At 65.3% G+C, this 22619-nt stretch carries 23 protein-coding genes; 16 read left to right on the plus strand and 7 right to left on the minus strand.

Annotated elements, in window-relative coordinates; translation table 11 throughout:
* Positions 1 to 47: 47 nt before the first annotated feature.
* Positions 48 to 974: a phenylacetic acid degradation operon negative regulatory protein PaaX gene (gene paaX / locus D0T21_RS18540; RefSeq protein WP_116991760.1), complete on the minus strand. Its 927-nt coding sequence runs from the start codon at positions 972 to 974 to the stop codon at positions 48 to 50.
* A 176-nt stretch (positions 975 to 1150) separates the two neighbouring features.
* Between paaX and paaA the strand changes: the two genes are divergently transcribed.
* The 12 genes from paaA to paaZ are packed head-to-tail and all read left to right on the plus strand — an operon-like array spanning position 1151 to position 12952.
* The gene (paaA, locus tag D0T21_RS18545) at positions 1151 to 2137 is read left to right on the plus strand and encodes a 1,2-phenylacetyl-CoA epoxidase subunit PaaA (RefSeq protein WP_116991758.1); all 987 of its coding nucleotides are present in this window, start codon (positions 1151 to 1153) and stop codon (positions 2135 to 2137) included.
* 10 nt (positions 2138 to 2147) lie between these two features.
* Positions 2148 to 2432 (plus strand): 1,2-phenylacetyl-CoA epoxidase subunit PaaB, encoded by a 285-nt coding sequence (paaB, locus tag D0T21_RS18550; protein ID WP_020701068.1) that lies wholly within the window; start codon positions 2148 to 2150, stop codon positions 2430 to 2432.
* Between the two features lie 12 nt (positions 2433 to 2444).
* The gene (paaC, locus tag D0T21_RS18555) at positions 2445 to 3197 is read left to right on the plus strand and encodes a 1,2-phenylacetyl-CoA epoxidase subunit PaaC (RefSeq protein WP_116991756.1); all 753 of its coding nucleotides are present in this window, start codon (positions 2445 to 2447) and stop codon (positions 3195 to 3197) included.
* Between the two features lie 13 nt (positions 3198 to 3210).
* Positions 3211 to 3768 (plus strand): 1,2-phenylacetyl-CoA epoxidase subunit PaaD, encoded by a 558-nt coding sequence (paaD, locus tag D0T21_RS18560; RefSeq protein WP_116991754.1) that lies wholly within the window; start codon positions 3211 to 3213, stop codon positions 3766 to 3768.
* Between the two features lie 7 nt (positions 3769 to 3775).
* Positions 3776 to 4855 (plus strand): 1,2-phenylacetyl-CoA epoxidase subunit PaaE, encoded by a 1080-nt coding sequence (gene paaE, locus D0T21_RS18565; protein ID WP_116991751.1) that lies wholly within the window; start codon positions 3776 to 3778, stop codon positions 4853 to 4855.
* A 20-nt stretch (positions 4856 to 4875) separates the two neighbouring features.
* The gene (gene paaG, locus D0T21_RS18570; protein ID WP_116991749.1) at positions 4876 to 5667 is read left to right on the plus strand and encodes a 2-(1,2-epoxy-1,2-dihydrophenyl)acetyl-CoA isomerase PaaG; all 792 of its coding nucleotides are present in this window, start codon (positions 4876 to 4878) and stop codon (positions 5665 to 5667) included.
* A gap of 1 nt (position 5668) precedes the next feature.
* Positions 5669 to 7261, plus strand: a complete 1593-nt coding sequence (gene paaH, locus D0T21_RS18575) for a 3-hydroxyacyl-CoA dehydrogenase PaaH (RefSeq protein WP_116991747.1) — start codon at positions 5669 to 5671, stop codon at positions 7259 to 7261.
* A complete protein-coding gene (paaI, locus tag D0T21_RS18580) occupies positions 7254 to 7718 on the plus strand; it encodes a hydroxyphenylacetyl-CoA thioesterase PaaI (protein WP_116991745.1) in 465 nt (154 codons plus the stop codon). The genes paaH and paaI overlap by 8 nt, the downstream gene beginning before the upstream one ends.
* 13 nt (positions 7719 to 7731) lie before the next feature.
* Positions 7732 to 9042 (plus strand): phenylacetate--CoA ligase PaaK, encoded by a 1311-nt coding sequence (gene paaK, locus D0T21_RS18585; RefSeq protein ID WP_116991743.1) that lies wholly within the window; start codon positions 7732 to 7734, stop codon positions 9040 to 9042.
* A 9-nt stretch (positions 9043 to 9051) separates the two neighbouring features.
* Complete coding sequence (pcaF, locus tag D0T21_RS18590) at positions 9052 to 10257, plus strand: 3-oxoadipyl-CoA thiolase (protein WP_116991740.1); 1206 nt, start codon at positions 9052 to 9054, stop codon at positions 10255 to 10257.
* A 17-nt stretch (positions 10258 to 10274) separates the two neighbouring features.
* On the plus strand, positions 10275 to 10886 hold the full coding sequence (gene paaY, locus D0T21_RS18595) for a phenylacetic acid degradation protein PaaY (protein WP_116991738.1): 612 nt from the start codon (positions 10275 to 10277) through the stop codon (positions 10884 to 10886).
* A gap of 20 nt (positions 10887 to 10906) precedes the next feature.
* The gene (gene paaZ / locus D0T21_RS18600) at positions 10907 to 12952 is read left to right on the plus strand and encodes a phenylacetic acid degradation bifunctional protein PaaZ (RefSeq protein ID WP_116991735.1); all 2046 of its coding nucleotides are present in this window, start codon (positions 10907 to 10909) and stop codon (positions 12950 to 12952) included.
* Between the two features lie 16 nt (positions 12953 to 12968).
* On the opposite strand, the gene D0T21_RS18605 is transcribed toward paaZ, so the two are convergent.
* Positions 12969 to 13481, minus strand: a complete 513-nt coding sequence (locus tag D0T21_RS18605) for a MarR family winged helix-turn-helix transcriptional regulator (protein WP_116991733.1) — start codon at positions 13479 to 13481, stop codon at positions 12969 to 12971.
* Positions 13482 to 13559: 78 nt separating this feature from the next.
* Between D0T21_RS18605 and D0T21_RS18610 the strand changes: the two genes are divergently transcribed.
* The 3 genes from D0T21_RS18610 (at position 13560) to D0T21_RS18620 (ending at position 15600) form a co-directional block, all read left to right on the plus strand.
* Positions 13560 to 14432, plus strand: coding sequence for an EamA family transporter (locus tag D0T21_RS18610; protein ID WP_116991731.1), 873 nt, complete (start codon positions 13560 to 13562; stop codon positions 14430 to 14432).
* Between the two features lie 34 nt (positions 14433 to 14466).
* Entirely contained in the window at positions 14467 to 15078 is a 612-nt protein-coding gene (locus D0T21_RS18615; RefSeq protein WP_116991729.1) for a nitroreductase family protein, read from the plus strand.
* Between the two features lie 93 nt (positions 15079 to 15171).
* Complete coding sequence (locus D0T21_RS18620) at positions 15172 to 15600, plus strand: hypothetical protein (RefSeq protein WP_116991727.1); 429 nt, start codon at positions 15172 to 15174, stop codon at positions 15598 to 15600.
* Positions 15601 to 15603: 3 nt separating this feature from the next.
* Here D0T21_RS18620 and D0T21_RS18625 read toward each other — a convergent pair whose 3' ends face one another.
* Positions 15604 to 16833, minus strand: coding sequence for a Xaa-Pro peptidase family protein (locus tag D0T21_RS18625; RefSeq protein ID WP_116991724.1), 1230 nt, complete (start codon positions 16831 to 16833; stop codon positions 15604 to 15606).
* Positions 16834 to 16988: 155 nt separating this feature from the next.
* Between D0T21_RS18625 and D0T21_RS18630 the strand changes: the two genes are divergently transcribed.
* Positions 16989 to 18617 (plus strand): S-layer protein, encoded by a 1629-nt coding sequence (locus D0T21_RS18630; protein ID WP_116991722.1) that lies wholly within the window; start codon positions 16989 to 16991, stop codon positions 18615 to 18617.
* Here the strand turns inward: D0T21_RS18630 and D0T21_RS18635 are convergent, their stop codons facing one another.
* From D0T21_RS18635 to D0T21_RS18650, 4 genes are all read right to left on the minus strand, one after another.
* Positions 18618 to 21143, minus strand: a complete 2526-nt coding sequence (locus D0T21_RS18635) for a M4 family metallopeptidase (RefSeq protein WP_116991720.1) — start codon at positions 21141 to 21143, stop codon at positions 18618 to 18620. It lies immediately after the preceding gene.
* Between the two features lie 117 nt (positions 21144 to 21260).
* Positions 21261 to 21764, minus strand: coding sequence for a type II secretion system protein (locus D0T21_RS18640; protein WP_199538531.1), 504 nt, complete (start codon positions 21762 to 21764; stop codon positions 21261 to 21263).
* Positions 21739 to 22113 (minus strand): type II secretion system protein, encoded by a 375-nt coding sequence (locus tag D0T21_RS18645; protein WP_116991716.1) that lies wholly within the window; start codon positions 22111 to 22113, stop codon positions 21739 to 21741. The genes D0T21_RS18640 and D0T21_RS18645 overlap by 26 nt, the downstream gene beginning before the upstream one ends.
* Positions 22114 to 22117: 4 nt before the next feature.
* Positions 22118 to 22618, minus strand: coding sequence for a type II secretion system protein (locus D0T21_RS18650; RefSeq protein WP_116991713.1), 501 nt, complete (start codon positions 22616 to 22618; stop codon positions 22118 to 22120).
* Position 22619: the final 1 nt, after the last annotated feature.

Genomic DNA, 22619 nt, shown 5'->3' on the forward strand with positions numbered 1-22619 from the left:
GCTTGTGGCGCAGTGGCGACATGATACAGGGTCCGGGGTCAAGCGCCCTAAGCCAGCCCGCCGAAGCGGTCGAAGAAGGCCGGCTCGGCGGCGGGGGCTTCGGTATCCTCGCGGCGCAGCGTGGCGTCGATGTGCTGCTCGGCCGCCGCGTAGACGGCCAGGTAGATGGCCCGCGTCAGCTCGTAGGCCAGCGCGCCCGGCCACGGCGTCGGCAGCAGCTCGACCGGCAGTTGCGGATCGTGCAGCTGCACCCGGCGGTAGGCGTGGATCAGCAGCGTGCGCACCACGTAGGCTTGCTGCGGCGGCAAGCCGCCTTCCGCTTCGGCCGCCTGTACCGCCGCCAACAGCGGCTCGAACTGCGCGATAAACTGCTGATAGCCCTGCGCCACGCCGCTCAGATCCCAGCCATCGGCCACCAGATCGCTCAGCGGTCGGCCGCTGACCTGGCGCATGGATTTGCCTTGCACCACGAACAGCTTGCCTTCAACTCCCAGCCGCTTGAGCAGCTCATCGAGCGCCGGGCCGTCGGCCGCCGGATGGCCCATGATGCCGGGCGCGATCACGCTATAGCCTTCCCACAGCAACTCCTTGCGCACCGCGCTGCGTTCGGCCGCGTTGAGCGCGCCGTCGCCGTTGAGGATCAGGGTCCAGCTGCCGTCCCAGTGCACATTCAGCGGCGCATAGATGCGGCGGTAGGCGTGCACGAAGCGCGTCATCGCCGGCGGCGTGATCGCATACGAGCTGCGGCGGCCGTCGCGCTGCGCCCCCAGCCAGCCCTCCTGCGCCAGCCGGAACACCGAAGTGCGCAGCAGCCGGTCGTTGACGCCGAACGGCGCCAGCAGCTCGATCAGGCTGCCCAGCCACACCATGCCCCCGTGCGGCACGATGGCGTCGCCGAAGATGGTCACCACCAGCGATTTCGAGCGCGGCGGGTCGCTGGCCAAAAATCCGGTTATCCAGTCATTGCAATTCATGGGCAGGCATCTTTTTCTATACACACAAACAAGAGTTTACTTTGCCTGACCATCGGCGCAGCATTTATTTCACCGTCGTTGCCGATGGGATACTGATTTTTAATCTGAGTCAAAAAAATCGTAGTCAAAGCAAAATATGTATCGTATTATGGATCATCAGCGATGAGGAGACAGCGATGTATGCACAAATGGTGGAGACGGGCCTGAGCACGGTCCGCACGGCGGACGACATGGCCGCCGACGAGCGCGCCTTCCAGGCACGCATCGACGACGGCGTCAAGATCGAGGCCAAGGACTGGATGCCGGACGCCTACCGCAAGACCCTGATCCGGCAAATTTCCCAGCACGCGCACTCGGAAATCGTCGGCCAGTTGCCCGAGGGTAACTGGGTGACCCGCGCGCCTACGCTGAAACGCAAATCCATTCTGCTGGCCAAGATCCAGGACGAGGCCGGCCACGGCCTGTACCTGTACAGCGCCGCCGAGACGCTGGGCGTGTCGCGCGACGAGCTGCTGGCCGCCCTGCACAGTGGCAAGGCCAAGTATTCCAGCATCTTCAACTACCCGACCCTGTCGTGGGCCGACATGGGCGCGATCGGCTGGCTGGTCGACGGCTCGGCCATCATCAACCAGATCCCGCTGTGCCGCTGCTCCTACGGCCCGTATGCGCGCGCCATGATCCGCGTCTGCAAGGAAGAATCCTTCCACGCCCGCCAAGGCTACGACATCATGATGGCGCTGGCCAAAGGCACGCCGGAACAGAAGGCGATGGCGCAGGATGCGCTCAACCGCTGGTGGTGGCCGTCGCTGATGATGTTCGGCCCGTCCGACGCGGAATCGGTCAACAGCGCGCAGTCGGCGCAATGGCGGATCAAGCTGTTCTCCAACGACGAGCTGCGCCAGCGCATGGTCGACCAGACCGTGCCGCAAGCCGAATACCTGGGCCTGACCGTGCCCGATCCGGACCTGAAGTTCAACGCCGACACCGGCCACTACGAATTTGGCGCCATCGACTGGAGCGAGTTCCACAACGTCTTGAAGGGCAACGGCCCGTGCAACCGCGAGCGCCTGCGCACCCGCGTCAAGGCCTGGGACGACGGTGCCTGGTTCCGTGAAGCGCTGGTCGCACACGCCGACAAACACGCCACCGCCAAAGCAGCATAAGGAGATCAAGATGAGCAAAGAATGGCCACTGTGGGAAGTATTCATCCGCAGCCAGCACGGGCTGGCGCACAAACACGTCGGCAGCCTGCACGCGCCGGACGCCGAAATGGCGGTCAACAACGCGCGCGATGTCTACACCCGCCGCAATGAAGGCGTCAGCATCTGGGTGGTGCGCGCGGCCGACATCGTCGCCAGCAGCCCTGGCGACAAGGGCGCGCTGTTCGAGCCGTCCAACAGCAAGGTGTATCGCCACCCGACCTTCTTCCCGATGCCGGAAGAAGTCAAGAACCTGTAAGCGAGGCGCACCGTGCAAAACAAGGTAAATTATTTACTGCGATTGGGCGACAACGCCCTGATCCTGAGCCAGCAACTGTCGCAGCTGTGCGGCAAGGGCCCGGCGTTGGAAGAGGACATGGCGCTGACCAACGTCGCGCTGGACCTGCTGGGCCAGACCCGCCTGTGGTACGAGTACGCGGGCGAGCTGGAAGGCGCAGGCCGCGATGAGGACAAGCTGGCCTACCACCGCGACGCCCACGACTTCAAGAACTGCCTGCTGCTGGAGCAACCGAACGGCAACTACGCCGACACCATGGTGCGCCAGTTCTTCTTCGACGCCTGGCACTACTTCCTGATCGTTGGCCTGACGCGCAGCAGCGACATGCGCATCGCCGCCATCGCCGAGAAATCGCTGAAGGAAGTGACCTATCATCTGCGCCGCAGCGGTGACTTGATCGTGCGCCTGGGCGATGGCACGGACGTCAGCCACGCCAAGACGCAAGCGGCCGTGGACGAACTGTGGATGTACAGCGGCGAAGTATTCGCCTACGACGCCATCGATGAATCGATGGTGGCCGAAGGCGTGGCCCCAGCCGCCGCCGACCTGCGCGCGCAATGGCTGGCGCACGTGGCCGAGATCCTGGCCGAAGCCACGCTGACCATGCCGCCGGCCGACGCCTGGATGCAAAGCGGCGGCAAGCAAGGCCGCCACAGTGAACACCTGGGCTACATCCTGGCCGAGATGCAGTTCCTGCAGCGCGCCTATCCCGGCGCCACCTGGTAACAGCGAGCCCGCCATGACAGCCGCCGCCATCAACGCTCCCGCCACCGCCCAGGTCTGGGCCTGGCTGGGCGAGGTCGCCGACCCCGAAATCCCGGTCATCTCGATCGTCGACCTGGGCATCGTGCGCGACGTGCAGCTGGCCGCCGACGGCGCCTGCACCGTCACCATCACGCCGACCTATTCCGGCTGCCCGGCGATGCAAGTGATCGCCGACGCCATCACCGAAGCCCTGCACGCACACGGCCTGCAAGACGTCCGCCTGCAAAACCAGCTGTCGCCCGCCTGGACCACCGACTGGATGAGCGAAGCGGGCAAGGCCAAGCTGCAAGGCTACGGCATCGCCCCGCCAGCGCAGCAGGTGATCGACATCAGCGGCCTGCGCGCCGGCGCCGGCGCAGCGGGCGCGCTGGCCGCCATCTCGCGTCGCGCGCAGCCACGCCTGACGGTGGCCTGTCCCAACTGCGGCTCGCAGCATACCGAAATCACCAGCCAGTTCGGCTCCACTCCCTGCAAGGCCTTGTACAAATGCCTGGACTGCCGCGAGCCCTTCGATTACTTCAAGTGCCACTAAAAAGATCATGAGCAAATTCCACCCGCTGACCGTCTCGCAAGTGCGCAATGAAACGCGCGACACCATCGCCGTCACCTTCGCCGTGCCGCCCGAACTGCAACAGAGCTTCACCTTCCAGCAAGGCCAGCACCTGACACTGCGCGCCCAGATCGGCGACGAAGACGTACGCCGCTCGTACTCGATCTGCTCCGCCGTGCAGGACGGTGCGCTGCGCGTGGCCATCAAGCGTACCCAGGGCGGGCTGTTTTCCAGCTGGGCCAACGACACCATCAAGCCCGGCATCACGCTCGACGTGATGCCGCCGATGGGTCACTTCAACGTGCCGCTGGACGCCGCCAACCACAAGCACTACCTGGCCTTCGCCGCCGGCAGCGGCATCACGCCCATCCTGTCGATCATCAAGACCACGCTGGCGGCCGAACCACACAGCCGCTTCACGCTCTTCTACGGCAACCGCGCCTCGTCGTCGGTGATCTTCAAGGACGAACTGTCCGACCTGAAGGACACCTACATGGAGCGCCTCAAGCTGGCCTACGTGATGAGCCGCGAGCAGCAGGACATCGAATTGTTCAACGGCCGCATCACCAAGGAGAAGGCGGCGCAGTTCCTGAAGCACTGGGTGTGGGTGGAGGACATTGACGTCGCCTTCATCTGCGGCCCGGAAGACATGATGCTCGGCGTCTCGGAAGCCCTGCAGGAAGCCGGCATGCCGAAGTCGCAGATCAAGATCGAGCTGTTCGCCGCCAGCATCCCGAAGCACCAGCACAAGCCGCGCGCGGTCGACCCGCAAGCGGGCCGCCACGAAACCGAAGTCACGGTTATCCTGGACGGCAACGCCACCAGCTTCACCATGGACCAGGACAAGGAGTCGCTGCTCGACGCGGGCCTCAAGGCCGGCATCGACATGCGCTACTCGTGCAAGGGCGGCGTGTGCTCGACCTGCCGCTGCAAACTGCTCGAAGGTAAAGTCGACATGGACGTCAACTACGCGCTGGAAGACTATGAGATCGCGCGCGGCTATGTGCTGAGCTGCCAGAGCTTCCCCATCACCGACAAAGTCGTTATCGACTTCGACCAGGCCGAATAAAACATCCCCCCGGAGACGCCATGAACTACGAGAACATCCTCTTCGACATCACCGACGGCATCGCCACGCTGACGCTGAACCGCCCCGATAAGCTCAACAGCTTCACCCAGGCCATGCACGAGGAAGTGCGCCACGCCATGCACAAGATCAGCCACGACAAAACCGTGCGCGTGATGGTGCTGACCGGCGCCGGCCGCGGCTTCTGCGCCGGCCAGGATTTGTCGGACCGCTCGGTGGAGCCGGGCGCCCGTCCGGTCGACCTGGGCGACTCGGTGGAAAAGAACTACGCACCGTTGGTGCTGGCGCTGCGCGCCTTGCCGATGCCGGTGATCTGCGCCGTCAACGGCGTGGCTGCAGGCGCCGGCGCCAACATCGCGCTGGCTTGCGACATCGTGCTGGCCGCGAAGTCCGCGTCCTTCGTCGAAGTGTTCTGCAAACTGGGCCTGATCCCCGACACCGGCGGCACCTACTTCCTGCCACGCCTGATCGGCAGCGCGCGCGCCATGGGCCTGGCCATGCTGGGCGATAAACTCAGCGCCGAAAAAGCCGAATCCTGGGGCCTGATCTGGAAGGCCGTGCCGGACGAGGAACTGGCCGCCGAAACGCAGGCCATGGCGCGCCACTTCGCCACTGCCCCGACCAAGGGCCTGGCCTTCACCAAACAAGCCTTGCATTGCAGTCCGCACAATTCGCTGCAACAGCAGCTGGCGCTGGAATGCGAAATGATGAGCGAACTGGGTCGCAGCGACGACTACCGCGAAGGCGTCGCCGCCTTCATGGAAAAGCGCGCGCCGCAATTCAAGGGGAAATAAGATGGCAGCCCTCCACACCGACCGCGCGGTCGCCGTCATCGGCAGCGGCGCCATGGGCGCCGGCATCGCGCAGGTGGCCGCCGTCGCCGGCTATACCGTCAAGCTGTTCGACACCCGGCCGGAAGCCGTGGCCAAGGCCATGTCCGATATCGCCGCCGCGCTGAACAAGCTGGTGGCCAAGGAGCGCATGAGCGCTGTCGATTGCGCAGCTTCCATCACCCGCGTGCAGGCGGCCGTCACGCTGAACGATATCGCCGACGCCGCGCTGGTGGTCGAAGCCATCGTCGAGAACCTCGACGTCAAGCGCGGCCTGTTCGCCGAGCTGGAAGCCATCGTCGCCGACGACTGCATCCTCGCCACCAACACCTCGTCGATCTCCGTCACCGCCATCGCCGCCAAGCTGCGCTTGCCGGCGCGGCTGGTGGGCATGCACTTCTTTAATCCGGTGCCCTTGATGGCGCTGGTCGAAGTGATCAGCGGCCTGGCCACCGACGCCGACGTCGCGCACACCGTGTACGACACCGCCGCCGCGTGGGGCAAGCAGCCGGTGCACGCCAAGTCCACGCCGGGCTTCATCGTCAACCGCGTGGCGCGGCCGTTCTACGCTGAAGGCTGGCGCCTGCTGAACGAGCAGGCCGCCGACGCCGCCACCATCGACGCCGTCATGCGCGATTGCGGCGGCTTCCGCATGGGGCCCTTCGAGCTGATGGACCTGATCGGCCACGACGTCAATTTCTCGGTCACGCAATCGGTGTTCGGCGCCTACTTCAACGATCCGCGCTTTACGCCGTCGGTGCTGCAGCAGGAGATGGTCAACGCCGGTTTCCTCGGCCGTAAATCGGGTCGCGGCTTTTACCACTACGGCGACGCCGCCCCTGCAATGCCGCAGCCGCAGGCGGAAGCCGCGCAGCCGAAGCCGGAATTCGTCAGCTACACCATTGAGCCGGGTGCGGCGGTCGGCCCATCGCATGCGATTGGCGGCGCAGTTTGCGACGCGCTGGCGGCCCGCTTGCGCGCCTCCGGCATCAACATCTCGCACCGCAAGACGCCGGAAGCGCGCAGCCACGCCGCCGGCACCGACGACGCGCCGGCGTTCCACTGCAACGGCGCCGCCGTCTACCTGACCGACGGCCGCAGCGCCACCCAGCGCGCGCACGACAGCCATCATCCGGACACGGTGCTGTTCGACCTGGCGCTGGACTATGCCACCGCCAAGCGCATCGCCGTCAGCTGCTCGGATCAATGCTCGCCCGCGGCCTTCAACGCCGTGGTCGGCCTGTTCCAGGCGGCCGGCTTCACCGTCACGCGGCTGGACGACGTACCCGGCCTGGCCGTCATGCGCACCGTCGCCATGCTGGCCAACGAGGCGGCGGACGCTGTTAATCAAGGCGTCTGCAGTGCGGCCGGCGCGGACCTCGCCATGCAGAAGGGTGTCAACTATCCGCGTGGCCCGCTGGCCTGGGCCGACGCCGTCGGCATTGGCCAGATCGTCGCCGTGCTGTCCAACCTGGCCGCAGGCTATGGCGAGGACCGCTACCGCGTGTCGCCGCTGCTGCGCCGCAAGCAGGCCGCAGGAGGGTGCTTCCATGACTAAGACCGCAACCCTGGCCGAGGAAGCACAGGCGCTGGCGCAAGCCGTCGGCGCCGCCATGTTCGAGAGCGACCCGGCCTCGCAGGGCCTGGGCATGAAGATCGACGCCATCGCCCCCGGTCACGCCCGCATGTCGATGCCGGTGCGCGCCGATATGCTGAACGGCCATGGCAGCTGCCACGGCGGCTTCATTTTCACGCTGGCCGACAGCGCCTTCGCCTTCGCCTGCAACAGCCACAACCTGACCACCGTGGGCGCCGGCTGCACCATCGACTACCTCGCGCCGGCCCGCCTGCACGACGTGCTGACCGCCGACGCGACCGAGCAGGCGCTGGCCGGCAAGAGCGGCGTCTACGACGTCAAGATCACCAACCAGGACGGCCGCACCGTTGCGCTGTTCCGGGGTAAATCGCACCGCGTCAGCGGCCATATCGTTCCTGTGCCGCCGCACGCAGGGTAAAGAGGAGACACCGATGGTTCAACGCATACCCGCGCCGTCCGATCTGGAACCGATCGAACGCGCCAGCAAGGACGAACTGCAAGCGCTGCAACTGCAACGCATGAAGTGGTCGCTCAAGCACGCCTACGACAACGTCGCGCATTACCGCGCCGCGTTCGACGCCGCCGGTGTCCATCCCGACGACCTGCATACGCTGGCCGACCTGGCCAAGTTCCCCTTCACCGGCAAGAAGGAACTGCGCGATAACTACCCGTTCGGCATGTTCGCCGTGCCGCAGGACCAGGTGGTGCGCGTGCACGCCTCCAGCGGCACCACCGGCAAGCCGACCGTGGTCGGCTACACGCAGAACGACATCGACACCTGGGCCAATGTGGTGGCACGTTCGATCCGCGCAGCCGGCGGCCGTCGCGGCGATATGGTGCACATCTCCTACGGCTACGGCCTGTTCACCGGCGGCCTCGGTGCGCACTATGGCGCCGAGCGATTGGGCTGCACGGTGATCCCGATGTCCGGCGGCCAGACCGAAAAGCAGGTGCAGCTGATCCAGGACTTCAAGCCGTCCATCATCATGGTCACGCCGTCGTACATGTTGAACATCATCGAGGAGTTCCAGCGCCAGGGACTTGATCCCGCCGCCAGCTCGCTCAAGGTCGGCATCTTCGGCGCCGAGCCGTGGACCGACGCCATGCGCAAAGAGATCGAACAACGCGCCGGCATCGACGCGGTGGACATCTACGGCCTGTCCGAAGTGATGGGCCCCGGCGTCGCCAGCGAGTGCATCGAGAGCAAGGACGGCCCGGTCATCTGGGAAGACCATTTCTACCCCGAGATCATCGACCCCGAAACCGGCGAGGTGCTGCCGGACGGCGAAGAGGGCGAGCTGGTATTCACCTCGCTGAGCAAGGAAGCGCTGCCCATCATCCGCTACCGCACGCGCGATCTCACGCGCCTGCTGCCGGCCACTTCGCGTTCGATGCGCCGCATCGGCAAGATCACCGGCCGCTCGGACGACATGCTGATCATCCGCGGCGTGAACGTGTTCCCGTCGCAGATCGAAGAATTGATACTCAAGATGCCGAAGCTTGCGCCGCAATACCAGCTGGTGATCAGCCGCGACGGCCACCTCGATAAGCTGGACGTACTGGCCGAGCTGCGCCCCGGCGTTGCCGACAGCGAGGTTGAAGCGCTGGCGCGCGAGCTTGAGCACCACATCAAAACCTATGTCGGCGTCACCACCAAGGTGCGCCTGCTGGCTCCCAACGGCATTGAACGCACATTGACGGGCAAGGCCCGCCGCGTGGTTGACCAGCGCCCAAAACCTTAAGGAGATTCCGTGAACGACGCTTTTATTTGTGACGCCATCCGCACCCCATTCGGCCGCTACGGCGGCGCCCTCGGCGGCGTGCGCGCCGACGACCTGGCCGCGCTGCCGATCGCCGCGCTGATCGCCCGCAATCCCGGCGTGGACTGGTCCAAGGTCGATGACGTCTACTACGGCTGCGCCAACGGCGCCGGTGAGGATAATCGCAACGTCGGCCGCATGGCGGCGCTGCTGGCCGGTTTGCCGGTCGACGTACCCGCCAACACCATCAACCGCCTGTGCGGCTCCAGCCTGGACGCGGTCGGCATTGCCGCGCGCTCGATCAAGGCCGGTGAAGCGCAGCTGGTGATCGCCGGCGGCGTCGAAAGCATGACGCGTGCGCCTTTCGTCATGGGCAAGGCCGATAGCGCCTTCTCGCGCGCCGCCAAGATCGAGGACACCACCATCGGCTGGCGCTTCGTCAATCCGCTGATGAAGGCCAAATACGGCATCGATAGCATGCCGGAGACGGCTGAAAACGTCGCCCAGGAATTCGGCATCAGCCGCGCCGACCAGGATGCGTTCGCGGTACGTAGCCAACAGCGTTGGGCCGCCGCCCACGCCGCCGGCGTGTTCAAGGATGAAATCGTGCCGGTCACGCTGCCTCAGAAAAAAGGCGATCCGAAGATCGTCGACACCGACGAGCATCCGCGTCCGGACACCACGGTGGAGATGCTGGCCAAGCTGAAAGGCGTGGTCAAGCCGGATGGCAGCGTAACGGCTGGTAATGCATCGGGCGTCAACGACGGCGCTTGTGCGATTTTGCTGGCGTCGGCCGCCGCCGCCGAACAGTACGGCCTGCGCAAGCGCGCCCGCGTGCTGGGCATGGCGACCGCCGGCCTGGCGCCGCGCATCATGGGCTTCGGCCCGTCGCCGGCATCGAAGAAGGTGCTGGCGCAGGTTGGCCTGACCATCGAGCAGATGGACGTCATCGAATTGAATGAAGCCTTTGCCGCGCAGGGCCTGGCCGTCACGCGTGATCTTGGTCTGGCCGATGACGCGGCGCACGTCAACCCGAACGGCGGCGCCATCGCCATCGGCCACCCGCTGGGCGCGTCCGGCGCGCGGCTGGTGCTGGCGGCGCTGAACCAGCTGGAACGCACCGGTGGCCGCTTTGCGCTGTGCACCATGTGCATCGGCGTCGGGCAGGGCATCGCCCTCGTCATCGAACGCGTGTAAAGCGCAGGAGCGCCGCCATGGTCAAAGTTTATGAAATCAACGGCGTCACGCCGGTGGTCCATCCGACCGCCTACGTGCATCCCAGCGCGGTGCTGATCGGCGACGTCATCGTCGGCCCGCGCTGCTACGTCGGCCCGCTGGCCGCGCTGCGCGGCGACTTCGGCCGCCTGATCCTGGAAGAGGGCGCCAATCTGCAAGACACCTGCGTCATGCACGGCTTCCCCGGTGCCGACACGGTGGTCGAGCGGGACGGCCATATCGGCCATGGCGCCGTGCTGCACGGCTGCCGCATCGGCCGCAACGCGCTGGTCGGCATGAACAGCGTGGTGATGGACAACGCCGTCATCGGCGCCGACAGCATCGTCGCCGCGATGAGCTTCGTCCGCGCCGGCATGCAGGTGCCACCGCGCAGCCTGGTGGTCGGCACGCCGGCCAAGGTGGCGCGCGAACTGCGCGACGACGAGATCAAATGGAAGACCGAGGGCACCGGCCAGTATCAGGAATTGGCAGTGCGCTCCATGAACACCATGCGCGAAGTGGAAGCGCTGACCGAAGTGGAACCGGACCGCAAGCGCGTCGAGTGGGAAAGCTCGCTGCCGCTGCACCTGCATAAAAACGCTCAAGCATAACGAATCGAACGGAGATAAACATGGCATCAACCCTGCAAAGCTGGATCGGAGGCCGCTGGATCGGCGCCGAAGCATCGGCGCCGCTGCACAGCGCCTTGAACAACGCGCTGATCTACCACACCCACGCCGAGAAGATCGACTTCGACGAAGCCGTCACCTACGCCCGCAAGACCGGCGTGCCGGCGCTGATGAAGATGGACTTCCAGCAGCGCGCCGCGCGCCTGAAGGCGCTGGCGCTATACCTGGCCAGCCGCAAGGAAGAGCTGTACGCGATCTCGCACCTGACCGGAGCCACCCGCGCCGACAGCTGGGTCGACATCGAAGGTGGCACCGGCACGCTGTTTGCCTACGCCAGCATGGGCAGCCGCGAGCTGCCATCGTCGAACGTGCTGCACGAAGGCCCGGCCATGGCGCTGGGTAAGAACGGCGGCTTCTCCGGCACCCACATCCTGGTGCCGCGCGGCGGCCTGGCGGTGCACATCAACGCCTTCAACTTTCCGATCTGGGGCCTGCTGGAGAAGTTCGCGCCCAGCTTCCTGGCCGCCATGCCGTGCATCGGCAAGCCTGCCTCCGCCACCAGCTACCTGACCGAGGCGCTGGTACGCATGATGAACGATTCCGGCCTGCTGCCGGAAGGCGCGCTGCAACTGGTCATCGGCAGCACCGGCGACCTGCTGGACCGTTTGGGCGGCGCCGACGTCGTCACCTTCACTGGCTCGGCCGATACCGCCGCCAAGCTGCGCACCAACCGCAACCTGATCGCCAACTCGGTGCCATTCACCGCCGAAGCGGATTCGCTCAACTGCGCCATCCTGGCGCCGGACGTCACGCCGGACGACGTCGAGTTCGACCTGTTCGTCAAGGAAGTGGCGCGCGAGATGACCGGCAAGGCTGGCCAGAAATGTACCGCCATCCGCCGCATCATCGTGCCGGAAAATATGGTGGACGCCGTCGGCACGCGCCTGCGCGAGCGCCTGGCCAAGGTCAGCATCGGCGATCCTTCGGTGGAAGGCGTGCGCATGGGGGCACTGGCCTCCAAGGACCAGCAGCGCGACGTCGCCGAGCGCGTCGAGCTGCTCGCGCGCGGCAACGAGGTGCTGTTCAGTGAACGCGACGGCTTCAAGCTGGTTGGCGACGGCGTCGCCAACGGCTCCTTCTTCTCGCCGACACTGCTGCTGTGCCGCGACGGCATGCGCAACGACGCCGTGCACGACATCGAAGCCTTCGGCCCGGTTAGCACCATCATCAGCTACAACGGCATCGACGAAGCGCTGGCGCTGGCCGCGCGCGGCAAAGGCTCGCTGGTCTCCACGCTGGTGACCAAGGACCCGGCCACCGCCGCCTACGCCGTGCCGATGGCCGCCGCCTCGCATGGCCGCGTGCTGATACTGGAGCGTGAAGCGTCGGTCGACTCGACCGGCCACGGTTCACCGCTGCCACAGCTGAAGCACGGCGGCCCTGGCCGCGCCGGCGGTGGTGAAGAGCTGGGTGGCATCCGCGCCGTGCGCCACTTCCTGCAACGCGCCGCAGTGCAAGGCTCGCCGACCATGCTGGCCGCCGTTACGGGCGAATACGTGCGCGGCGCCAAAGTGCAGGAGAGCGAAGTCCATCCGTTCCGCCGCTACTTTGAAGACCTGAAGATGGGCGACTCGCTGCTGACGCACCGCCGCACCGTGACCGAAGCGGACATCGTCAACTTCGGCGGCGTCTCCGGCGACTACTTCTACATGCACTTCGACGACATCGCCGCCAAGGACACGCAGTTCGGCAAGCGCATCGCGCACGGCTACTTCGTGCTGTCGGCCGCTGCCGGCTTGTTCGTCTCGCCGGCGCCTGGTCCGGTGCTGGCCAACTACGGCCTGGACAACCTGCGCTTCATCACGCCGGTGGCGATCGGCGACACCATCCGCGCGCGCCTGACCTGCAAGCGCAAAGTGGACCGCAACCGCACCGATGACAAAGGCGTGGGCCAGGGCGTGGTAGCGTGGGATGTGCAGGTGACCAACCAGAACGACGAACTGGTGGCCAGCTACGACATCCTGACGCTGGTGATGAAGCGCGCTTGAACGCTGCCGCCGGCGGTTATTGGTCCGCCGGCTCCAGTGCCGCCAGCAGTTTGATCAGCCCACTGTCCAGCAGCGCCAGTTCCGCTGGGCCCAGGGGCGACAGTATCTTGTGTTCGTTGTCGACGTGCGCGGCCACGGCGCGCTCGATCAGTTCCAGCCCGGCCGGTGTCAGCCGCACCAGCAGGCTGCGGGCGTCGCCGGGGTTGGGTACCCGCTCGACCAGCGCGCTCGCCTCCAGCCGCTGCAGCCGGTGCGTCATCGTGCCGGAGGTGATCATCATCGCCGAGAACAGCGCGGTCGGCGCCAGACAGTAGGGCGCGCCGGAGCGCCTGAGCGTCGCCAGCACATCGAATTCCCACGCACCCATTCCAAATTCGGCAAAGGTCGCGTCCAGCCTGCGTTGCAGCAGCGCGGCACAGCGCTTCAGCCGTCCTATCGTCGCCATCGGCGCCACGTCCAGGTCGGGACGCTCCCGGCGCCATTGCGCCACGATGGCGTCCACGGCATCCATCGCTCTTTCATTCGACATCGCACACTCCAATTTATCTTGACATCAAGATTGTTTTTGATCAGACTTTCATTTTATCTTGAAGTCGAGACAAATGCCATGAGTGAGAAAAGCACGACATCGTCCCTGATCACCACACTGACCACCGCGCTGGCGCCGGCCATCTGGGGATCGACCTATATCGTCACCACCCAGCTGCTGCCGCCGGACCGGCCCTTCATCGCGGCGCTGCTGCGTACCCTGCCGGCCGGCGTGCTGCTGCTGATTTTTGTGGGGCGCCTGCCGCCGCGCGCAGAATGGGGCCGGCTGGTGGTCCTGTCGGCGTTGAATATCGGCTTTTTCCAGGCGCTGTTGTTCATCGCGGCCTACCGCCTGCCGGGTGGCTTGGCGGCGGTGGTCGGCGCGATCCAGCCGCTGCTGGTCATGGGCCTGGCCTGGCTGCTGGAGCGGCGCCCGCCAGCGCGGCTGGCCGTGGGCGCCGGTGTGCTGGGCGTGCTGGGGATGGCGGTGCTGCTGCTCTCGCCCGGCGCGGCCTGGGATGCGGCCGGCATCGCGGCGGCGCTGGCCGGTGCTGCCTGCATGGCGGCCGGCACCTATCTGACGCGCCGCTGGCGCAGCGAACTGCCGGTGCTGGCCCTGACCGGCTGGCAGCTGCTGCTTGGTGGCCTGATGCTCGCGCCGCTGGCCGTGCTGGTCGATCCGCCGCTGCCGGCGCTCGGCGCGGTGCAGGTGCTGGGCTATGCCTACCTGTCATTGGCCGGTGCGCTGCTGGCGTATGCGTTGTGGTTCCGCGGGATCGCCCGGTTGTCGCCGGAGGCGGTGTCCTCGTTGGGCCTGTTGAGCCCTTTGGTCGCGGTGGTGCTGGGCTGGGCTCTGCTGGGGCAGGCGCTGAGCGCCCTGTCGCTGGCCGGCCTGGCCACGGTGCTGGCCAGCATCCTGACGGTACAGCGGGCCTCCGCGCAGCGCCGCTGATGCGCACTCTTCAACCAACCATAGAGGGAATCAAATGAACGTCAAACACCTGATCGAATCGCGCATCTCCGCCAACCGCTTCGACACCGGCCGTGCGCTGAGCGACGCCGACATCTCCGAGCTGGCACGCCTGGCGACGCTGGCGCCGTCGGCCTACAATTTCCAGAACTGGAAATTCATTGCGGTGCGCACGCCGCAGGCGAAGGAGCGCCTGAAGGCGGTCGCTTACGGCCAGCAGAAGGTGACCGATGCGCCAGTCACCTTCATCATCGTCGGCACCCTGGCCGCGCACGAAGGCCTGCCGCAGGCACTGAAGCCGTCGGTCGACGCCGGGATCATGCCGCAGACGGTCGCGGATGTATGGAGTGCCATGGCATGGGATACGCATCCTGGCAATCCCCAGTTGCAGCGGGACGAGGCGCTGCGTTCCGCTTCGCTGGCGGCGATGACGATGATGCTGGCCGCCGAGGGCATGGGCCTGGCCAGCAGCGCCATGAGTGGATTCGATGCCGCCGGAGTGAAGCGCGAATTCAAGCTGGGCGAGGCCGACGTGCCGGTCATGCTGCTGTCGATCGGCTACGCCGCTGCCGGCAACTGGCCGCAGAAAGTGCGCAAGCCGCTGCAGGAGGTGATGGAGTTCGCCTGACGCACCGCTAAGATAACAATGGCGCCGGGGACTGGATTTTCCTGGCGCGGCGGCGCAAAATGCTGGCTACTTGGTAACGACAGGACAGCAAACATGGCGCAGACTTTTCACAAGCAGTCGATCGGCTTCAATCCCTTATTGAGCACGCGCGACCGGATAGTGTGGGGTTGTTTGGTCGCCGGGTTCCTGGCCGTTGCGGGGCTGGCCAATTACTGGATACCGGGTGCGGCCTTGCGTGGAGCGCTGATCGGCGCGTGCATCGGGCAATTGCCCGCGCTGCTGATGTGCCTTCCGGTGCGCGGCACCGTGGACGCGGCGGGAGAGACGGCCTTCATCGGCCGCGTGCAGCAGTTCGGTTTTGTTCCGGCTGGCGAGACCGATGAGGGACGCATCTTCAACTACAAAAGCCCACGCTGGATGCGCTGGGATTCCAACCGTGTCGTGATCCGTCCCGCCGATGGAACGCTGCATGTCACCGCGCCGCTGTACTTCTACAACCGGCTCAAGCGCATGCAGGCATAACGCTTACTTGCGCAGGCCGAACGGATCGTCGATGCTGTGCGCCGGTTCGGTGAACCATTTCGGACCGTTCTCCGTCATGTAGAAGTGGTCCTCGTGGCGCACGCCGAATTCGCCGGGAATGCAGATCATCGGCTCGTTCGAGAAGCACATGCCCACGTCCAGCGGCGTCTTGTCGCCGCCGACCAGATAGGGCCACTCGTGGATATCGAGGCCGATGCCGTGGCCGGTGCGGTGCGGCAGGCCAGGCAGCTTGTAGCCGGGACCGAAACCATCGGCCTCCAGCGAACGGCGCGCGGCCATGTCCACCTGCTCGCACGGCACACCCAACTGCGCCGCATTGAAGGCCGCCACCTGCGCCGCCTTCTCGCTGTTCCACACCGAACGCTGACGCTCGCTGATTTCACCGTACACATAGGTGCGCGTGATGTCGGAAATGTAGTTGTGCAGTTTGCAGCCTGTATCGATCAGCACAGTGTCGCCCGGTTGCAACGTTTGCACATAGCTCACACCATGCGGGTAGGCGGTCGCCTCGCCGAACAGCACAATCACGAAGTAGGAACCGGAGGCGCCGACCTTGCGGTGCGCGCGGTTGATGAACTCCTCCACTTCGACCGTGGTGATCCCCTCGCGCAGCATGCTGGCGGTGGCCACGTGCACGGCCAGCGTCATGTCCTTGGCGCGCTGCATCAGCGCGATCTCGTTGGCGGACTTGCGGGTGCGGCAGTGCGCCGTGACCTTGCTGGCGTTTTCCAATGCGTAGCCGTCGGCCAGCGGACGGATGCCATCGTAGATGAAGAAAGCCGCGCTCTCGCAGATGCCGACGCGCGGCGCGACGCCGCCCGCAGCCGCCGGCGCGATGCCCATGCGCTTGAGCGTATCGATGAACAGCTGGTACGGGCTCTCATGCTCATGCCAGGTATTGACGTTGCCCTCGACCTTCATGAAGTCCTTCAGCGTGCTCTCTTCGAAAGCGGGCGCGATGTACTCCACTGCACCGCTGGCCGGCAGGATGGCGCCGACCATGCGCTCGCTGGCGTGCCACTTGGTGCCGGTGAAGTAGGTCATGTTGGAGCCGGCGTTGACGTAGATCGCCGCGATGCCCTGGTCGCGCATGTAAGCCTGTGCGCGCGCCAGGCGCTGGAGGTGTTCGTCCTTGCCGATGGGGACCGCGCCTGCGGTCATGTCGGACAGCGAGGCCAAGGCCTCTTCTATGGTTTTTCCGCCAATAGTCATTTTTATAATCCCTGAATTGATTTGCGTGACCGCGCGGATCTTTGTCTGCGCCAGCCGACGATCATAACAGTTTTGATCCCGCCGCCAAGTCACAGACAGGTAATACGCCAATGCTAGTGTGCCGAATTCCGCATCCACTTCAGGACTCACTTATCATGTCGCTTGCCTCCCATTTTCGCCCACGCCAATTGCTGATCCCGACCGCCATTGCCATCCTGCTGACCGCCGTTGCCTGCGGCGGCGACCAACCCGCAGCCGTTGTCGTGCCGCCGATTCCGAGCGGCCGCTGGATCGCCGGTGACCTGCACACCCATACCACGCAGTCGCCCGACACAGATGTGAGCCAGACGCTGGACAAGGTGCTGGGCAAGGCCTTCACCACCTATGGCCTGGACTGGATGGCGATCAGCAACCACCTGCGCCTGTCGTCGCGCGACGAGAAGGGCGCAACGCTGCCGGCGGCGATTCCGCTGTCGACCGGCGTGGAACGCTACGAGATCCCGCGCGTGCAGGCCTTGCAGGCGGCCGGCACCTACGCCGACAAGTTGATCTTCTCCGGCTTCGAGTGGGACATGCCGACCCACGACCACATCGGCATCGGCCTGTTCGAGGGCAGCGACAAGCTGGCCTCCAGCACCAAGGGCATGAAGGAATTCGAGTACCTGTTCACCACCCGCGATGCTGCATTGTTCGATGCGGCCGATGTCGCCGCGTGGAAGGTCAAGTACGGAACCACCCGCTACAACGCCACCGCCGACGACGCGCTGAAGGCCATCAGCTGGCTGAAGGACAACTACCCGGACACCAGCTACGCCGTGGTCAATCACCCATCGCGCAACAAGGGCAGCTACACCATCGACGACTTCCGCCGCTTCAACGACATCGCGCCGAACATCGTGTTCGGCATCGAAGGCATGGTCGGCAACCAGATGGAGCCGGACCGCGGCGGCTACACGGCCGCCTACACGCCGGAGAACGCACCGCTGCGCGCCTACGGCGGCGTGGACTACATCGTCGCCAAGGTCGGCGGAACGTGGGATGCGCTGCTCGGTGAAGGCCGCCGCATCTGGAACCTGACAGATTCGGACACCCACTTCAAAATCGTCGGCGGCAATAGCAGCGGCTACTTCCCCGGCGAGTATGCGAAGAACTACGTCTTTAACAGCGGCCAGGGAACGCCGGTTGCGAAGGACCTGCTGCAAGGTCTGCGCTCGGGAAAAATGTTCTCGGTCTACGGGGACTTGATCAATGCGCTGGATTTCAACCTGGCCAGCAAGGATGACCGCAAGGAGATGGGTGGGGAGCTGAAGGTGGTCAGCGGTGACAAGGTGACGATCACGATCCGCTTCAAGTCGCCGGCCAAGAACAACTACGAGAAGCCGGTCGACAGCGGCACGGCCGCCAACGTCAAGCCGATGGTCGATCACGTTGACCTGATCGTCGGCGACGTGGGCGTCAAGGCCACGCCGGGCAGCGCGGCCTACGGCGTGGCCACCAACGCCAGCACCCGCGTGGTGAAGCGCTTCACCAGCGCGGACTGGAAGGTCGATGCGGACGGTTACTTCAGCATCAGCTACGAGACCACCGCCAGCAAGAACCAGTACTACCGTCTGCGCGGCACCAACCTTGGCGCCGACGTCGCCGGCCTGACCCAGGACGGCGAACCGCTGGCGGACCAGCGTACCGGCACCACCGACAACACGGCGCGCTTCAACGACATCAACGACCGTAACTACCGCAGCCTGTGGTTCTATTCGAACCCGGTGTTCGTCAGCCTGCGTTGATTACCGCGTTATCAGGCTGACCTTGTCGAGCACGAAGGAGGTCTGCTTGCCGTTGTCCTCGCGCATGACGAACGCCAGCGTCACCGTGCGCCCCTTGAAGGCCGACAGATCGTAGCTGCGGATCTGGTAGCCGTCGGCGGCGTCGAGGTTGGACCAGGTGGCCAGCGTGCGCAGCACGGAGCCGGTGCTGCTCCTCACGGTGACGGTCAGCCGGTCGTACACCGTGGGGTTGGTTTCATCGGTGTCGATATGCAGCGCGAAGGTCAGCATCGCCGAGGTGGCGTTCGACGGTATCGTCACGGGCTGGGTCAGCGTTTCGATCGCCAAGAAGCCGTTGCCGCCCAACCAGGCGTAGCGCGTTCCTTCGTACGCCGGCTGGTCGGCGAAGCTGCCGATCACGCCGGTGCTGCCGTGCCATCCGGTGGTGCCGTTTTCGAAGCCGCCGTTGGTCACGCGCTCGGTGCCGCCACCGCCGGCGGTCACGGTCAGTGTCGCCTTGGCCGAGGTGGCGCTCTTCGGTGGCGATGCCGCATCGCTGATGGCCGCGTTGAACATCGCGCCGTTGTCGGCGATCTGCGCCGTCAGCGAGTAGCTGGCTGCCGCCGCGCCGGCGATCTCGGCGCCGTTGCGATACCACTTGTAGGCATAGGGCGGCGTGCCGCCGCTGGCGCCCACGCTGAACGATGCGGTCGCGCCGGGCGCCACGGTCACGCTGGCCGGCTGCGTGGTGATCGAGACATCGCCGCCGGTCGTGCCCTCGTCGATGTCGGCGCCGACGTTGATCGCCGCGTAGGCGCGCTGCACGGCGATGGCCTCTTTCGATCCGGCGCCGTACAACTCCTGCGCGGAGGCCAGCACCTTGGCGCGCGCGTCGGCGTAGTTGGTCGACGACGTGAACTTGGTGGTGTTCGCCTTGAACCAGATCCGGTAGGCCTTGTCGTTGCCCACACCGGTCATCGCGGCGGGGCTCTTCACCAGGTATTTGCTGTAGTAGTCGGACGCGGCATCGCTGCTGGAACCCTGCGACAGGAAGTAGTACATGCGGTTATTCGGTCCACTGGAATAGTGCACGTCCAGGTTTTTGATGGAACTACTCCATGCGTCGGGACTGCGGCCATCCTTGCTCGGCTTGTACATCCAGCGCAGCGGCTGGCCGGATTTGCTGATCTCCTTGCCCATCATCCAATCGTTGCCGGTGGCCGGTATCACGACGCCGGTGCCGCCCGCGCGTGCGTAGGCTTCCACCATTTCGCCGCCGATGTCGGAGTTCGATTCGTTCAAGCCACCCGATTCACCGGAGTAGGTCAGGTCCGAGGTCGACGCGGTAACGCCATGCGACATCTCGTGGCCGATCACGTCGATGGAGCCCAGGCTGTAGAAGCTGCTGCCGTCGCCGATGTACATGCACTTGCAGCTGTCGTCGTAGAAGGCGTTGTCGTACTGGGTGTCGACGTGGGCGGCGATGTAGGTGGCGGTGTTGTTCCCGTCCAGCGAATGCCAGCCCAGCGCGTTCTTGTTAGCGTCGTAGGTGTTCATCAGGCCCCACAGCGCGTTGACCGCGGCGGTCTGGCCGTTGGCGTTGGTGGTGCTGCCGCCGTTGATGTACTGCTGGCCGTCGCCCCAGGTGTTGCTGCTGTTGGTGTAGATGCTGCCGGGATCGGGATTGTTGGCCGAGCTGTGGTTGGCGTTGGTGATCGCCATGCCGCCGAATTTTCCGCCGATGCCGCGCGAGTCGTCCAGCATCTGATAGCTGCTGCCGGGCAGCGTGGTATTGATCGGCACCACGCCGTTGTACTGGCTGTTGCCGGCGCCGACCACCGTTTTCAGCGCCTGCCACTGCGCGATGATGGCGCCGGTTTTGGCGTTGACGACGGTGTCGTAATAAATTGGCTTTCCGTCTTCCGCCATGCGCAGCTTGACGTAGTAGGCCAGCTGGTAGCTGTCCACTACTTCCTCCACGTCCAGCGCATTGAGCTCGGACTCCGGCTTGTTCGCCGCCGAGGGCAGGCGCACCGTCTTCATGATCGGGTAGATCAGCAGTTCGGCGCTGGGTGGCCAGCGGGTGGTGCCGCGCGGCGCGATGGAATTGGCTGCGATGGTAATGGCATCGTTGGCGCTCAGCGTGGGCACCATGTCGCTGATGGAGGCCGGCGCCAGGCCGGTGGCCAATTGGCCGCGCCGGTCGGCGCTCGACACGCTGACGATGTTGCCGGCGGCATTGGTGACCACCACCGACTCCGAGCCGAACACCCGCAAGCCCTTGTAGGTATGCTGGGCGCGGACGATCTTTTGTCCGACCACGCCCGGATGCTGGCTGCTGATGCGGAAGCTCAGGTCGGGCGGGACGCCGCGCGCGGCGTCCATCGCCGCCAGTTGCGCGACCAGGCCGGAGCTGTCCTGCGGCGTGAGCGTGTCGACCGGAGGGGCCATCAGTTGGTCTGCCGCGAGCGTCGCGGTGGCGGCCAGCATCGACGTCGCGGCGGCGACGGCGGTGGTGACGGTGAGCAGGCGTGTACGCAGGATCATCTCATCCTCCCAATTTCAACCATTCCAGCTGGCATCGAATGATGTCGCCGATTCCGCGTGGCGGATGAATCACGCTAGATCCTGGAACGGTGGGAGGTTCTGTCTTAAATCAATAATTCAGCGTTTGGGTTCGGCATTCTGGGGCACGATGAACAGGTCATACGGATAGGCGAATACCCAGTCGGCGTAGCGCGGTTTTTTCGCCAGGCCGGCGTCGTCGTCGTCGAAGTTGTCCTGTTTGATGGGCCGCCTGGTGGAAGTCGAGCGGATGCCGACGATGCGGCCCTGTTGCAGCACCAGCGCCCAATCGGGCTTGCCGGTGATCGGATCGTTGTACAGCCGGCGCAGGTGGCGTTTGGCGTTGGGGAAGCGCGGGTCCTTCAGTAGCTCGTCCAGCGTCAGCGGATACTGGCCGGCGCCATTGGCCTTGTTGTAGCCCTCCAGCGCGTGGCGGAACTCGTGGCCGATGAACAGCAGCTCGCGCTCCTTGTCGCGTCGCATGGCAGTCGCATACAGGTCGGCGGCGATGGTCAGGCCGACCCCCATGAAGGCCACCAGCATCAGTGTCCACAGATAGGCGAAGCCGCCTTGCCGCCTAGAGCTGTTCGAACGGGATGCCATCGCGGGTCTTTCCTTTGGCGCCGCTGCGGATGTCGGCCACGCCGGGCTTGTCGGCGTCGGCCGATGGCAGCAGTTGCCAGGTGGTGGAGGATTCCGTCACCGGATCCAACGGCACCTTGCGGAAGTAGCGCTGCGCGACGAGGTCCGCCAGCGCCGCAGGGTACTCGCCGCGGTCGGCGTAGTATTTGTCGATGCCGCTGCGGAGAACTTGCAGGTTCTCCCTCAGCGCCACTTCCTTCGATTTATCGACGGAGCTGAAATAACGCGGCAGCGCGATGGTGAGCAATAGCGAAATGATCGCCAGTACCACCAGCAGTTCGACCAGTGTGAATCCCTTGTTGCGCCTCATGGCGTCACCATTGTTTGAGGGGGATGCCGTTCAGACCCATGATGGCGGAGCGGGAGCTGACGTCGAATACATCCTCGCCTTCGGATGGATTGTCCGGCGGCGAGGCGTAGGAGCGCACGGCCCAGCCGCCACCGGCGGCGCTGCTGGCGAAGCCGTTGCCGTTGCCGTCGGGCGGCGCGAACGGGTCGCGCGGTATGCGGCGCAGGAAGTACATATTCTGCTTGCGCGGGCTGCGCTGGTCCGGCACGCCTGTGACCAGGTCCTCCAGTTTTTTTGGATAACCGGATTCGCTCATCGTCAGCTTGATGCGGCCGTTGTCGGCGGCGCGCTTGTAGGCGTCGATGGCTTCGCGGATCTCGATCAGCGCGGCGCGCAGCTGGTGCTCTTTTTCGCGCTGCAGCGCCACCTGCGCCATCGGCGCCGCCACCATCGCCAGCGTGGCGAGGATGGACAGCGTAATCATCAACTCGATGAAGGTGAAACCGCGTTGGGCCTTGCGCAGCATG

This window comes from Duganella sp. BJB476, from assembly GCF_003416895.1.
In the GTDB taxonomy this organism is placed as follows: Bacteria; Pseudomonadota; Gammaproteobacteria; order Burkholderiales; family Burkholderiaceae_D; genus Rugamonas.

What these genes read in the sequence shown, in the direction of transcription:
- paaB (WP_020701068.1), top strand. Translation starts at nt 2,148, where the DNA reads ATGAGCAAAGAATGGCCACTGTGGGAAGTATTCATCCGCAGCCAGCAC.
- paaZ (WP_116991735.1), top strand. Translation starts at nt 10,907, where the DNA reads ATGGCATCAACCCTGCAAAGCTGGATCGGAGGCCGCTGGATCGGCGCC.
- paaH (WP_116991747.1), top strand. Translation starts at nt 5,669, where the DNA reads ATGGCAGCCCTCCACACCGACCGCGCGGTCGCCGTCATCGGCAGCGGC.
- D0T21_RS18630 (WP_116991722.1), top strand. Translation starts at nt 16,989, where the DNA reads ATGTCGCTTGCCTCCCATTTTCGCCCACGCCAATTGCTGATCCCGACC.
- paaI (WP_116991745.1), top strand. Translation starts at nt 7,254, where the DNA reads ATGACTAAGACCGCAACCCTGGCCGAGGAAGCACAGGCGCTGGCGCAA.
- D0T21_RS18640 (WP_199538531.1), bottom strand. Translation starts at nt 21,764, where the DNA reads ATGGCATCCCGTTCGAACAGCTCTAGGCGGCAAGGCGGCTTCGCCTAT.
- D0T21_RS18625 (WP_116991724.1), bottom strand. Translation starts at nt 16,833, where the DNA reads ATGACTATTGGCGGAAAAACCATAGAAGAGGCCTTGGCCTCGCTGTCC.
- paaG (WP_116991749.1), top strand. Translation starts at nt 4,876, where the DNA reads ATGAACTACGAGAACATCCTCTTCGACATCACCGACGGCATCGCCACG.
- D0T21_RS18605 (WP_116991733.1), bottom strand. Translation starts at nt 13,481, where the DNA reads ATGTCGAATGAAAGAGCGATGGATGCCGTGGACGCCATCGTGGCGCAA.
- D0T21_RS18610 (WP_116991731.1), top strand. Translation starts at nt 13,560, where the DNA reads ATGAGTGAGAAAAGCACGACATCGTCCCTGATCACCACACTGACCACC.
- D0T21_RS18650 (WP_116991713.1), bottom strand. Translation starts at nt 22,618, where the DNA reads ATGCTGCGCAAGGCCCAACGCGGTTTCACCTTCATCGAGTTGATGATT.
- paaY (WP_116991738.1), top strand. Translation starts at nt 10,275, where the DNA reads ATGGTCAAAGTTTATGAAATCAACGGCGTCACGCCGGTGGTCCATCCG.
- D0T21_RS18620 (WP_116991727.1), top strand. Translation starts at nt 15,172, where the DNA reads ATGGCGCAGACTTTTCACAAGCAGTCGATCGGCTTCAATCCCTTATTG.
- paaD (WP_116991754.1), top strand. Translation starts at nt 3,211, where the DNA reads ATGACAGCCGCCGCCATCAACGCTCCCGCCACCGCCCAGGTCTGGGCC.
- paaX (WP_116991760.1), bottom strand. Translation starts at nt 974, where the DNA reads ATGAATTGCAATGACTGGATAACCGGATTTTTGGCCAGCGACCCGCCG.
- paaK (WP_116991743.1), top strand. Translation starts at nt 7,732, where the DNA reads ATGGTTCAACGCATACCCGCGCCGTCCGATCTGGAACCGATCGAACGC.
- paaE (WP_116991751.1), top strand. Translation starts at nt 3,776, where the DNA reads ATGAGCAAATTCCACCCGCTGACCGTCTCGCAAGTGCGCAATGAAACG.
- paaA (WP_116991758.1), top strand. Translation starts at nt 1,151, where the DNA reads ATGTATGCACAAATGGTGGAGACGGGCCTGAGCACGGTCCGCACGGCG.
- D0T21_RS18635 (WP_116991720.1), bottom strand. Translation starts at nt 21,143, where the DNA reads ATGATCCTGCGTACACGCCTGCTCACCGTCACCACCGCCGTCGCCGCC.
- D0T21_RS18615 (WP_116991729.1), top strand. Translation starts at nt 14,467, where the DNA reads ATGAACGTCAAACACCTGATCGAATCGCGCATCTCCGCCAACCGCTTC.
- D0T21_RS18645 (WP_116991716.1), bottom strand. Translation starts at nt 22,113, where the DNA reads ATGAGGCGCAACAAGGGATTCACACTGGTCGAACTGCTGGTGGTACTG.